At 37.9% G+C, this 12,221-nt stretch carries 13 protein-coding genes; 4 read left to right on the top strand and 9 right to left on the bottom strand.

The features are described from left to right. Positions 1 to 40 precede the first annotated feature (40 nt). A complete protein-coding gene (locus AC1VU3_RS13215) occupies positions 41 to 1,210 on the top strand; it encodes an MFS transporter (RefSeq protein ID WP_480389037.1) in 1,170 nt (389 codons plus the stop codon). A 13-nt stretch (positions 1,211 to 1,223) separates the two neighbouring features. Here AC1VU3_RS13215 and AC1VU3_RS13210 read toward each other — a convergent pair whose 3' ends face one another. The 9 genes from AC1VU3_RS13210 to AC1VU3_RS13170 all read right to left on the bottom strand — a co-directional run bounded on the left by AC1VU3_RS13210 (position 1,224) and on the right by AC1VU3_RS13170 (position 10,567). Next, complete coding sequence (locus AC1VU3_RS13210; RefSeq protein WP_480389038.1) at positions 1,224 to 1,994, bottom strand: SDR family oxidoreductase; 771 nt, start codon at positions 1,992 to 1,994, stop codon at positions 1,224 to 1,226. A gap of 286 nt (positions 1,995 to 2,280) precedes the next feature. Then, positions 2,281 to 3,420, bottom strand: a complete 1,140-nt coding sequence (locus AC1VU3_RS13205; RefSeq protein WP_480389039.1) for a zinc-dependent alcohol dehydrogenase — start codon at positions 3,418 to 3,420, stop codon at positions 2,281 to 2,283. Positions 3,421 to 3,495: 75 nt separating this feature from the next. Further along, positions 3,496 to 4,005, bottom strand: a complete 510-nt coding sequence (locus AC1VU3_RS13200; RefSeq protein WP_480389040.1) for a DUF421 domain-containing protein — start codon at positions 4,003 to 4,005, stop codon at positions 3,496 to 3,498. A gap of 309 nt (positions 4,006 to 4,314) precedes the next feature. After that, positions 4,315 to 4,677, bottom strand: coding sequence for a DUF779 domain-containing protein (locus AC1VU3_RS13195; protein ID WP_482983739.1), 363 nt, complete (start codon positions 4,675 to 4,677; stop codon positions 4,315 to 4,317). A gap of 22 nt (positions 4,678 to 4,699) precedes the next feature. Next, the gene (gene exaC / locus AC1VU3_RS13190; protein ID WP_480389041.1) at positions 4,700 to 6,220 is read right to left on the bottom strand and encodes an acetaldehyde dehydrogenase ExaC; all 1,521 of its coding nucleotides are present in this window, start codon (positions 6,218 to 6,220) and stop codon (positions 4,700 to 4,702) included. Between the two features lie 487 nt (positions 6,221 to 6,707). Continuing rightward, complete coding sequence (locus AC1VU3_RS13185; RefSeq protein ID WP_480389042.1) at positions 6,708 to 7,181, bottom strand: YehS family protein; 474 nt, start codon at positions 7,179 to 7,181, stop codon at positions 6,708 to 6,710. Beyond that, a complete protein-coding gene (gene rlmD, locus AC1VU3_RS13180; RefSeq protein WP_480389043.1) occupies positions 7,171 to 8,583 on the bottom strand; it encodes a 23S rRNA (uracil(1939)-C(5))-methyltransferase RlmD in 1,413 nt (470 codons plus the stop codon). Before rlmD ends, AC1VU3_RS13185 begins: the two co-directional genes overlap by 11 nt. 207 nt (positions 8,584 to 8,790) lie before the next feature. Then, positions 8,791 to 9,597, bottom strand: a complete 807-nt coding sequence (locus AC1VU3_RS13175; protein ID WP_482983738.1) for a polysaccharide deacetylase family protein — start codon at positions 9,595 to 9,597, stop codon at positions 8,791 to 8,793. 73 nt (positions 9,598 to 9,670) lie between these two features. Further along, on the bottom strand, positions 9,671 to 10,567 hold the full coding sequence (locus AC1VU3_RS13170) for a TIGR01777 family oxidoreductase (RefSeq protein ID WP_482983725.1): 897 nt from the start codon (positions 10,565 to 10,567) through the stop codon (positions 9,671 to 9,673). Positions 10,568 to 10,703: 136 nt separating this feature from the next. On the opposite strand from AC1VU3_RS13170, the gene recX reads away from it, so the two are divergent. From recX to AC1VU3_RS13155, 3 genes are read left to right on the top strand one after another with little or no spacing between them, the layout of a single operon-like run. Then, positions 10,704 to 11,516, top strand: a complete 813-nt coding sequence (gene recX / locus AC1VU3_RS13165) for a recombination regulator RecX (RefSeq protein ID WP_482983724.1) — start codon at positions 10,704 to 10,706, stop codon at positions 11,514 to 11,516. Continuing rightward, entirely contained in the window at positions 11,506 to 11,835 is a 330-nt protein-coding gene (locus AC1VU3_RS13160; protein ID WP_482983723.1) for a YfhH family protein, read from the top strand. The genes recX and AC1VU3_RS13160 overlap by 11 nt, the downstream gene beginning before the upstream one ends. Position 11,836: 1 nt before the next feature. Next, positions 11,837 to 12,094 carry a YfhJ family protein gene (locus AC1VU3_RS13155; RefSeq protein WP_480389047.1) on the top strand — a complete coding sequence of 86 codons (258 nt, stop codon included), beginning with the start codon at positions 11,837 to 11,839 and terminating at the stop codon, positions 12,092 to 12,094. Positions 12,095 to 12,221 lie beyond the last annotated feature (127 nt).

The following is a 12,221-nucleotide window of genomic DNA, read 5'->3' as shown; positions in this document are numbered from 1 at the left end:
TGTTAAAATAGTCTCATCACACATCTACGAGGTACAGTTTATGCATTTTACAAGCACAGAAAAGAAACGTTTTCTTATTTTGGTCCTAATCGTCTCTATCTCAGGGTTCTCACAAGGAATGCTGCTTCCCTTAATATCTGTTATTTTTGAGATGGATGGGGTAAACTCCACGCTTAATGGACTTAGTGCCACAGGTTTATACATAGGTACATTATTAATATCCCCATTTATTGAAAAACCATTACAGAAATATGGATATAAACCGATGATTATCGTTGGTGGATTAATGGTAATAATCTCCCTGTTATTATTTCCTTTATGGAAATCGGTTGTATTTTGGTTTGTTTTACGATTGCTGATTGGAATAGGAGATCATGCGCTTCATTTTTCTACGCAAACCTGGATCACTAGCTTTTCTCCACAGCATCGTCTAGGGAGAAACATAGCCATATATGGATTGGCGTTTGGAGTAGGCTTTGCAGTTGGACCTCTGTTTGTTCAACTAGTTAAAATTCATGAAGCAGTACCTTTCATCGTATCTAGCTTGCTTTGTTTACTGGCATGGATATTTGTATTTTTTATTGAAAATGAAAAGCCTGAAATAGGGGTTAGTACCTCTGAAAATGGTACGTGGAAACGTTTTGGGGCTGCGTTCGCCGTTGCTTGGGTAGCATTTATTCCACCATTTAGCTATGGCTTTCTAGAGTCCTCACTAAATGCTATCTATCCTGTTTATGCTCTTCGAAATAGCTTAGAGGTGTCCGATCTTTCGTTTATCCTAGCTGCTTTCTCTATTGGTGGAGTGATCTCTCAATTACCACTTGGAATACTGAGTGACCGCTTAGGTAGAAGAAAAATCTTAATCGTAGCATTGGGTGTGGGTGCTTGCTTATTTACTTTCGCTAGTTTATATGAGCATTCAGCTATTGTATTAGGAATTATATTTTTATTTGCCGGGATGTTTGTCGGTTCCATGTTCTCCTTGGGTATTTCTTATATGGCAGACCTTACTCCGAAAAACCTTCTCCCAACAGGTAACCTAATGTGCGGCATTGCATTTAGTCTTGGTAGTCTAACAGGGCCTATTTTCGGAGGGATGTTCATCCAAATCTTTGCAGGAATCAGCTTTTTGTTATTAGTGGCTGTTTTACTTGGATTATTTAGTCTAATCATTTTTTTCTCCAATAAGAGGGAAAGGGCTATGTCATAAAGACAGCCCTTTTTTAGTTCTTATTATATTTCCAGCCGAAGCTATTATGATAAATCATCTGTTTAGACATTCCACCATCAATCGTAATTTCTTCCCCATTAATAAAATCATTGGCAGGGTCACATAAAAATATCGCTGCCCTTGCAATATCTTGTGGTGTGCCGATTCTATTAGAGGGATGCTGCTGGATATCTTCTTCTGATGGCTTATAGGCTTCTGCATCAAAATGATATTCTCCTGTTTCTATCCAACCAGGGTTAATTGCATTCACCCGAACCTTCCCTGTTAAACTAATCGCTAGTGCATGTGTTAAAGCGCTTATCCCTCCCTTAGCAGCTGTGTAGCTTTCTGTATCCGGTTCACTCATAGATGCTCTTGTAGAAGAGATATTTATAATTGAAGCATTCTTGGTAAAGTGGGGGAGTAGAAGCTTTGTAAGATAATAGGGAGCGGTTACCCCGACACGGAGGATTTCATTAAAATCTTCATAGCTACAATCACTTAATATTCCTTTATTACTAAAGCAAGCATTATTAATGAGACAGTCAACCCGTCCATATTTTTGTATGGTGCTTGAAATAAAATCTTCTATCTCTGTCTGGTTGGCTATATCACCAGCTATAAATAGATGATCCCCCTGTAGAGATGACAGTAGTTTGTCTCCCGCATCTTTATCCTTATCAATAAAGGCAATAGAGGCTCCTAACCGAGAAAACTCCTCTACCAAACATCTTCCAATACCATTTGCTCCACCAGTGATAATGCATACTTTTCCTTCGAACATAATCATCATTCCTTTATTCGTGTTTTACTTCATCATAACGTACAAAAGGGGCCGTCTGAAAAGTCATTTTGAGACGGACCCTTTGCGACGATGGTGGCATTTTGACGCGACCACCGCAGGAGCAAAAAAACTGTCTGAAAAGTCATTTTGAGACGGGCCCTTTGCGACGAGGATGGTGGCATTTTGATGCGACCACCGCAGGAGCAATGCTACATAACAGATATCTGTCAAAGAAGGAAGGGGTTGTCCCGTAAGTTTTTTACTTATGGGACAACCCTCAATTATTTTAAGGCTTTAGAACAAATTTAATACTTTCTTCCTCATGATCATGGAAAATGCGATAAGCTTCGCTAGCTTGATCTAGTGGCACACGGTGGGTGATAATTTGGGTTGGGTCGATATCGCCTTTTACAATCATATCGTATAGCATTGGCATGTAATGTACCACAGGTGCTTGCCCAGATTTAATGGTTAAGTTTCTTTCAAATATGTTTCCAAGTGGGAACATATTATAATTGGAGCCATAAACTCCTGTTAACATAATGGTACCAAATTTTCTTACGGCATCTTTAGAAGCTTCTAAAGCGCTAAGCGTACCACCCTGCAATTTAAGCTTTTGCCCTAATCTCTCCATAGCAGACATTTTACCGTCCATGCCGACGCAATCAATGACTACATCAGCACCGCCGTTGGTAACTTCTCTTAAGTATTTTCCAATATCGTCATGCTCGTCAATATTAAATGCTTCTACTTTATTATTTTTAACTGCATGTTCCAAGCGATATGATAGATGATCGACCGCTATAACACGCTTTGCACCTTTCATCCATGCAAATTGTTGAGTCATCAGACCAATTGGGCCAGATCCCATTACAATTACGGTATCTCCTTTTTTAACTCCTGCATGCTCAACGCTCCAGTATGCAGTTGGGAGGACGTCAGAAAGAAATAAAAGTGATTCATCCTCTAGTTCACAGGATTCAGGTATTTTGAATGGCAAATAGTTTCCGTATGGAACGCGAAGATATTCTGCTTGGCCACCAGGGAAGTCCCCGTATCTTTCGGTATAGCCAAAGTATGCTCCAGAATCTAGTGCAGGATTTTCATTGGAGTTATCACATTGGCTCTCCATTTCATTTTTGCAGTAATAGCATTCTCCACAAGAGATATTAAAGGGGATAACGACACGATCGCCTTTTTTAACTTTTGTCACATTAGGACCGACTTCCTCAACGATTCCCATTGGCTCGTGTCCAATGACAAATCCTTTACGAGTAGGTACGGCACCTCGATAAATATGAAGGTCGGATCCACAGATGGCCGTAGTCGTAATACGTACGACAATATCATCAGCTTTTTCAATCTTTGCATCTGGAACATTCTTTACTTGAACATCTTTTGCACCTTGAAAAGTAACTGCTTTCAAAATAACACCCTCCTTTAGATTAAATAAGCTCTATTAGTACTTACCCTGCTAGTCCTAAAAAAAACGCTAAACTCACTAATTGTTCTCCAAATTTTGTAGGGTATCAATTTTCTCTGTTTCTTCTTCTGGAAGAATGGAGATTTCCCCATTTGGCTCTATAACTACGGCTTTGACTTGCTCCATCGAAAGATCGCCATTTATTCTAACAGATTGGATAATTTCTTCTTCTTGAATCCTCTCTTTTTTAAGCGCATTTTTGCAAAAAGAACCGTTGTAATAGAGGAGGGTTGGATCAGCTGTAACAACGTCATCGAATTTCTTAGACTTTTTAGTTGTCATAGTAAATATCCACTGAAGAAGTAACAGCGTAGCTAATGCAGTGATTCCATCAAAAATGGAGACTTTTTGATCAAGCATAATCGTTGCTAATATCGATCCAATGGAGACGGTGACAACGAGGTCGAATGCATTTAACTGGGAAAGCGATCTTTTGCCGGCAATTCTTAATAGCAAAATTAATACAACATACCCCATTAATCCTAACAGAGCTATTTTCCCAATATTTGTCCAATCTAATGTAAACATCTAATACTCCTTTCTAACTCTTTTTTTTACAGGTACCACGACATAATGTTAATAAACAAGGTTTTTATTAAAGGGATAACTAATTCGAAGGAGGGGAGCTTCGCAAGTAATTAATCAGCGTCTGTATGTGAAAAGGAATAAATATGATAAATTTCCATTTATATAAATGATTCGATTAATCTTTCAAAGTATTATGTCTATTAACAAAAAAACAGGCTACAAACAACTCAAAGGAAATTGAGAAGTCTGTAGCCTGATAAATAGGTATTTAATCTTAAGTTTTTAAGCAATTCAATTTGTTTGCTCTTCTTATTGTATAGATTCTAATTGTTGTCTTTCTTCTTCCGTATAAACACGTGATCGAATATGAAATGCATACTCGCCTGTGCTCTCGAGGGAGAAAGAGGCTCCCATGCCTTTTACGACATCCAGAATAATCTGGGTATGCTCGTAATAACCAAAATTGGTTTTATGCATGTAATAAGGGACGTTCCCAATAGTACCGATAAGTAAATCACGGCTTCCAATATAGAAATCACCTTGCTTATAGCACATAGGAGCAGAACCGTCACAGCATCCAGCAGATTGTACAAACATGATTGCTCCATGCTTGGCTTCAAGCTCTTCTATAAGTGCAAGTGCTGCATCTGTTGCAATTACACGTTTGACCATCATCTGTTCATCTCTTTCTATATTAGAAGAATCCCATAGCTGATTTGTTATAACCAACTAGTAAACATTTCGTTTGTTGATAGTGTTCAAGCATCATTAAGTGGTTTTCACGACCGATACCTGATTGTTTGAATCCACCGAATGCAGCGTGAGCAGGGTATTGGTGGTAAGTGTTTGTCCAAACACGTCCAGCTTGGATAGCGCGACCTGCACGGTATGCAGTATCGATGTTACGAGTCCAAACACCAGCGCCTAGACCAAATTCTGAGTCGTTAGCAATTTCCATTGCTTCGTCGAAGTCTTTGAAAGTAGTTAATGAAAGTACTGGTCCAAAGATTTCTTCTTGGAAGATACGCATTTTGTTGTTTCCTTTGAATACTGTAGGAGCAACATAGTAACCGCCTTCTTGGTCACCATCAAGTTTGTTTTGAGTACCACCGATTAATAATTCAGCGCCTTCTTCTTTACCGATTTCGATGTAAGAAAGAATTTTTTCTAATTGTTGGCTAGAAGCTTGAGCACCCATCATTACTTCTGTATCAAGTGGGTTACCAATTTTAATCGCTTTAATGCGCTCTAATGCACGCTCCATGAATTTTTCATAGATAGATTCTTGAACAAGTGCACGAGAAGGACATGTACAAATTTCACCAGAGTTTAGTGCAAATAATACTAAACCTTCAATTGCTTTATCGAAGTACTCATCATCTGCATCCATAATATCCTCGAAGAAGATGTTAGGAGATTTTCCACCTAACTCTAAAGTTACAGGAATAATGTTTTCTGTTGCATATTGCATGATAAGACGACCAACGCCAGTTGATCCAGTGAAAGCTACTTTGTTGATACGTGGATTAGTAGCAAGTGGTTTACCTACTTCTACACCGAATCCGTTAACAACGTTTAGTACACCTTTTGGTAACAAATCTTGGATTAGCTCGATTAATACCATAAGAGAAGCAGGAGTCTGCTCAGCTGGTTTTAATACGATTGTGTTACCTGCAGCTAAAGCAGGAGCGATTTTCCAAACTGCCATAAGTAATGGGAAGTTCCAAGGGATAATTTGTCCTACAACTCCGATTGGCTCATGGAAGTGGTAAGCTACTGTATCGTTATCGATTTGGCTGATTCCACCTTCTTGTGCACGAATAGCTCCAGCGAAATAACGGAAGTGATCAATTGCTAAAGGAATATCAGCATTTAATGTTTCACGAACTGCTTTACCGTTGTCCCAAGTTTCAGCTACAGCGATTTTTTCTAGGTTTGCTTCCATACGGTCAGCAATTTTGTTAAGGATGATTGCACGGTAAGCAACAGTTGTTTTTGCCCAAGCATCTTTTGCAGCGTGTGCTGCATCTAAAGCTAACTCGATATCAGCTTCTGTAGAACGAGCTGCTTTCGTGAAAACTTGTCCTGTAACTGGAGATTTAACGTCAAAGTATTCCCCGTTTACTGGAGCAACCCATTCGCCGCCGATAAAGTTATCATAACGTTCTTTGAAATTAACAATAGCGCCATCTGTATTAGGATTTGCATAAATCATTTTTCATTTCTCCCTTTTGTGATAAATTTGTTAGTCGTCTGACAACTCAGAGATTACTCCAATCATGCTATATAAATATTCGGAAAGCAAGAAAATTATACCGTTTTATTTAAATAAAAAAATAAATAATTATCACTAAAATCAAAATAATGCATAATGATTCCTGTTTGGTAAATGAACATGTAAAAGTATTCTTTACTTTAAAATATTTTGTTTTGAAATGAAATAATAAATATACAGAAAGTTGCATTTAAATAAGGCAGGGTGTTCTAGTTGGTAATTTTACACAATTATAAAAAGGAGGGAGTTAGGTAGTGTATTTTTTAGGTTAAAATGAGGATTTGGGTGTTTCGAAAATAAAAAGAAAAACACTTACAATTTTCTATTCAATTGTAAGTGCATTTTTTGATATTAAATTTAGGATTTTATTCGTATGGTGAGAATTCTAGTCTATTTCGATAGGTCTGAGAACATTGCTTAGACACTGTTACCCGCGGTATTTAATAGCTAACCCTTTTAAAAAGTTTCTGGCAAATTTATCTCCACATTCTTTAAAATTTCGATGTCCTTCTTTTCGAAGGATAGCCCCTAGCTCACTTTTCGTGATATTAATACGGGCCTCTTCAAATATTTCCATCATATCTTCACTAGTTAGAGATAAAGCAATTTTCATCTTTTTTAAAAGCATATTATTGATAGGTTCGTTAGAAGGAACGGGAGGAGCCTGATTATTGTCTTGTTGTCCTCTTTTGTAAACGATTAGACCGTTTAAAAACGACTCCATCATTTTGTTATTACATTTCAACGTATCCTGTTCTTCTTCCTCGTCTACTTTTTTCAGCATCTCAATTACATCAGCCTTTGAGATTTCTACGCCACCAAGCTTAAAGATTTCTACCATTTCAGGATTTTTTAAATCAAGAGCGTATCTTACACGTCTTAGAATATCGTTATTCTCCATTTCTTCCTCTCCTCTTTACAGTCTTATCCTCTCTCAGCTTTAATAAACAAACGGCTTCGATGTGAGCTGTTTGAGGAAACATATCTACTGGTTGGATATATTCGATAGTATAGGCTTTTGATAAGTCCTTCAAATCCTTTGCAAGTGTGGAAGGATTGCAAGATGTATAGACAAAACGTTTTGGTTTAATTTCTAAAACTGTTTGAATAAAGTCCTGATCTAGCCCTGTACGTGGTGGGTCTACTGTTAATACATCGGGTATAAAGCCTTCATTTTTCCACTTTTTCAGCCATTTTTTTGCTGGTCCGTGGACATACAGGGTATTCGTGTAGCCATTACGCTTTGCATTTTTCTTTGCATCCGATATGGATTCCTCGATGATATCCATTCCCCGTACTTCCTTTGCATTTTTGGCAAGCCATAAACCAATAGTTCCAACACCACAATAAGCATCTACGACAGTTTCTTTTCCTGTCAGATTGGCTGCTTTTTCAATCTCGTTATATAGGTGCTCTGTCTGTGCTGGATTAAGCTGGAAGAATGCACGGGCAGATAAATCAAATGCCAACTCACCAAGTTTTTCATGGATTGTTTCTTTTCCATATAGATTAAACGTAGCATCTCCAAATATTAGAGAGGTTTTTTCTTTATTGATGTTTTGATTGATAGATACTATATTGGCATCTATTTTACGAATCATTTGGACAAGCTCTTCTTTATGAGGCATCTTTTTTTGAGTTGTCACTAATGTTACTTGTATTTGTCCTGTTTTCATTCCAGTTCGTACTACGATTGTGCGAACAATACCATTTGGATTTTTATCATCATATATAGGAATATTAAGCTGTTGTAGATATGCTTTTATTTCGTTTGTAATCTTTGTAGTTGCAGGATGCTGTACCATACATTCATTAATATCAATTAACTTATTAGTACCCTCTGCATACAGACCAGCAACTACATCTCTACCCAGTCTCTTTGTTTGAAACTGGCTCTTATTACGATAAAGCCAAGGATTTTCCATCCCAATCGTCTCTTTGACTTCGATGGATGGAACCAGGTCCTTCACATACCGCTCTAAAGCCTGAATCACAATATCTCTTTTTTCCACTAACTCTCTTTCATACGTCATATGCTGGAGCTGACAGCCGCCACAAGCATCATATACAGGGCAAGGGGGAGTTACTCGATCGGAAGAGGCTTGTCTAATTTTTTTTATCTTCGCCTCTGCATATTTGGGAGTAGCCTTTGTAACCTCTGCAATGACTACCTCTCCAGGCAGAGCTCCTTTTACAAACACAACATTTCGCTTAAAGAAGCCGACTCCTTCCCCGTTGATACCTAATCTCTTTATTGTGAGAGGGAATTCTTGTCCGACTTGTATCATCGTTTGTTCCTTCATGTATTCACGTCCTTTTTAGCCAATAAAACAGTATACCTATATTATACACACACTGGCAAGGGAAAAGATTTCATTTGCTAGCATCTATAAAGGATATATTTGATTTGGGAAATAATAAAAAGAGAGATCAAGAAATGGAAACTGAAGTAGAAGAAATAAATATAAAATGGAGAAGCCTAGATGATCCAGTGCTTCTCCATGTTGTTATTAAGGTAGGGTATAGCTAGGGAGATTAGTTTTCGCCAGGTTTAAATCATCAAGCTTTCCAAAGGTATATCCTCTTTTTCGAGCTTCTGTGATGAATGCTGGAAGTCCCTCTGCATTATCTGGAGATACGGTATGCATTAAAATGATCGCTCCAGGGTGAATCTGTGTAATTAGTTCATTATAAGCATACTGACCACCTTTCTTTTGGTCACGATGCCAATCAATAAATGCAACAGACCAGAAGAAATGCTGGTAGCCAGCTTCTAGTGCTGCTTCCAAAACCTCTTCATTAAAAGTTCCCTCTGGAGGCCTTGTAACTGTAGTACGCTCCAAAGAAGTAAGCTCTTTTAAACGGTTATCAAACTTTTTTAGCTCTTGTTTGATTTCCGACTTCGAAAGTTTAGCTAAATTCGGGTGACCGTATGAATGGTTTCCGATTTGGTGTCCATCCTTAATCATACGTTGTACTAAATCAGTCGCACTTTCTAAGTAGTGCCCGGTCAAGAAAAAAGTGGCACTAATGTTTTCTTTCTTTAAAGTGTCTAAAATACTTTCGGTATAACCGTTTTCATAGCCGTTATCAAAGGTAAGGTAGATGATTTTTTGATCAGCTGGACCTTTATAGAAAGCATCATATTTTTCAAGTAATGCATCTAGCTCTGCACCAGCTTCGGGTGGTATTTCGTTTCGGGCCTTTTTAAAGCCCCAATGAATTTCCTTTGCTTCGGCAGGTAACGGCTGGTAGGACAAGCCTACTCCAAATATGAGTGCAGCCATTATTATTCCAACTATATGAGATTTCACGATTTGCTTCCCTCCAATTTACTTTCACTAAAAAAGGTGCAACACTTTTTTAGTAGGTTGCACTCTTGGAAGGTAATTATTCATATATGTCTTTTAAAGCACTTTCGAGGTCTGGAAACTGAAAAGAGAAATTATTTTGCAGCAGTACCTGTGGCGTCACATGCTGGCCTTCTATTACTAACTGACTTTTTTCTCCCAAAGCAATCTTTAATGCAAAGGCTGGTACAGGAAAATAGTGAGGCCTTCCTAGTACGGACGCTAATATCTTACCAAAATCATTCATTCGGATAGGATTCGGGGAAACAACATTAAACGGACCTCCCAAATTTTGCTCAATAGCAAACAAAATCGATTTTGCTACATCCTGAATGTGTATCCAAGACATCCAATTTTGCCCGCTACCGATTTTTCCTCCAACAAACAGCTTATAGGGAAGTGCCATTAACGGTAATGCTCCTTCTGATTTATCTAATATAATCCCGAATCTTGCATATGCTACTTTTACTCCTAGCTGGCTAGCTTCTTCTGCTTTTTTCTCCCAATCAGCTACTGTCTTTGCTAAAAAGTCTTTCCCTAGATTAGACTCCTTTTCCGTATAGTTGGTATCCAAGGAAGCAGGATAAATACCAATAGCGCTAGCGTTTATTAAGTTACTTGGCTTGTTCTCTAAAGCACGAATAATACGCAAAACCTCCTCGGTTGCTAAAATTCTACTGTCGTATATCTTCTTTTTTTGTCCTTCTGTCCATCTACCATTGTTAATGGATTCTCCTGCAAGATTAACAATCGCATCTACTCCTTCAAGCCTTTCTTCTGGGCAAGCCTGAGCTGTTAACCATTCTACATAGGTAATAGATTTTTCATCCTGTTTAGGGGATCGAGTAAGTATGATTACCTGATGTCCTTTTTTTATTAAAAGCTTTGTTAATGCTCTCCCAACTAAGCCGGTCCCACCAGTAATAGCAATTTTCATTTCTTTGCCTCCTTACTCTTTCTTCTTATTCTAACATTTTCTAATACCCTATCTCCCTGTCGAAAAACAGGATACTTTATCGAAAAGTTAGTTGTAAGGTATAATGAAGTACTAGAATAGATTGGAGAGAGTGAGTATGCCCGTTATTACAAAGATAGCAAGACAAAAAAATAATAATGAGCGATATAATCTCTATTTAGATGAAAAATATGCTTTTAGTGTAGACGAAGCGGTACTCGTTAAATACCAGCTAACAAAAGGGAAAGTTTTAGAAGCCTTTACGATAGATGAAATGGTTTTTGATGACGAGGTAAGAAAGGCTTACAATAAGGCCATTCAGTTCTTAAGCTATCGTATGAGAAGCGAGCAAGAGGTGAAAGATAAGCTATTAGCAAGCGAATTTGGTGAAGCTGTTGTGATTGAAGCAATACGAAAGCTTTACGAGCATGGTTTTCTAAACGATGAAAGCTTTTCAAAGGCACTTGTAGCAACTCAAAAGAAAAATGCCAAAAAGGGACCGAGGGCTATAAGAGTGGAGTTGAAGAAAAAAGGTATTGAACAGCAACTTCAGGACGAGGTTTTATCGGCTTATTCAGAAGAGGAGCAGGTTAAGATAGCAACAGGATTAGTTGAAAAATTAATCAAACAAAATCATACAAAGACTCCTTTGCAAATAAAACAAAAAGCACAAGACCTTCTCTTAAGAAAGGGCTTCAGCTTTTCCATCATATCCTCAGCAATGGAATCTCTCCCTTTAGAAAAGGAGCAAGATGAATGGGAAACGTTAATAGAAGCTCAAGGTGAAAAGATTTGGAGAAAATATAGTAATAAGCTTAGCGGCTTTGATTTACATAATAAAGTAAAGCAAGCTCTTTATCAGAAGGGCTTCCCAATTGAGCATATAGAGGCTTTTATAGAAAAGAAGGAGCTGGAACAACATGAGGGATAAGAAATATAGTGAGATGACAGAGCAGGAGCTCAGAGAAGAAATAGCAAGACTGAAGGAAAAAGCACGAAAAGCTGAGCAGCTGGGAATTGTTAATGAATTCGCTGTATATGAAAGAAAAGTAACATTAGCGCAATCTTATTTGACCGATCCTCTTTCCATTAAAAAGGGAAAACTGTATAGAATAATCGGAGATCCAGGAGTATTTTTCTACGTAGAATATTTAAAAGGAAGATTCGCTTGGGGATATCGATTGGGTGGAGAAAAATATGAGGAAGCATTACCAATATCTTTATTAGAACCAGTAGAGGAAGGGAAGTAGCATGCAAGAAAAAATCGAAGAACTAACTCAATTACTACTAGAAAAAAATGACAAGCTTTCTTATGAAAAGGCACTTGCTTGGATTGAATTGCTCTGGTCTGACTTTGAATCCTCCTATGCAAGAGCGGGATATGAGTATAAGGGAGCTGCAGTTACAGAAATGGTCATTCGAAAATGGATCGATGGCTACGGAGGACAGCTACACGAATTTGCAAACACAAATGAAAAGTATAAGCATCTACTAGATGCAAATGAATAAGCAACGTAACAAGCGATAGGGATAGCTGAGGGGTTAAGAAGAAAGTGAGAATTTTGATGAGGTATTCTTTAGGAAAAAGACTTCTGGTGTATTAGGGATAGGTAAGCTAGCCCCTCGTTAATGTTGG

The sequence above is a fragment of the Psychrobacillus sp. Z16_25 genome (assembly GCF_056856695.1).
Note: the sequence above shows the minus strand (reverse complement) of the source record. Positions and strands in the feature narration are given on the sequence as shown.

Coding starts and splice junctions, on each gene's coding strand:
- AC1VU3_RS13155 (WP_480389047.1), top strand. CDS start 11,837: ATGCAAGAAAAAATCGAAGAACTAACTCAATTACTACTAGAAAAAAAT.
- AC1VU3_RS13160 (WP_482983723.1), top strand. CDS start 11,506: ATGAGGGATAAGAAATATAGTGAGATGACAGAGCAGGAGCTCAGAGAA.
- AC1VU3_RS13200 (WP_480389040.1), bottom strand. CDS start 4,005: ATGTTTACATTAGATTGGACAAATATTGGGAAAATAGCTCTGTTAGGA.
- AC1VU3_RS13210 (WP_480389038.1), bottom strand. CDS start 1,994: ATGTTCGAAGGAAAAGTATGCATTATCACTGGTGGAGCAAATGGTATT.
- recX (WP_482983724.1), top strand. CDS start 10,704: ATGCCCGTTATTACAAAGATAGCAAGACAAAAAAATAATAATGAGCGA.
- exaC (WP_480389041.1), bottom strand. CDS start 6,220: ATGATTTATGCAAATCCTAATACAGATGGCGCTATTGTTAATTTCAAA.
- rlmD (WP_480389043.1), bottom strand. CDS start 8,583: ATGAAGGAACAAACGATGATACAAGTCGGACAAGAATTCCCTCTCACA.
- AC1VU3_RS13185 (WP_480389042.1), bottom strand. CDS start 7,181: ATGGAGAATAACGATATTCTAAGACGTGTAAGATACGCTCTTGATTTA.
- AC1VU3_RS13195 (WP_482983739.1), bottom strand. CDS start 4,677: ATGGTCAAACGTGTAATTGCAACAGATGCAGCACTTGCACTTATAGAA.
- AC1VU3_RS13170 (WP_482983725.1), bottom strand. CDS start 10,567: ATGAAAATTGCTATTACTGGTGGGACCGGCTTAGTTGGGAGAGCATTA.
- AC1VU3_RS13215 (WP_480389037.1), top strand. CDS start 41: ATGCATTTTACAAGCACAGAAAAGAAACGTTTTCTTATTTTGGTCCTA.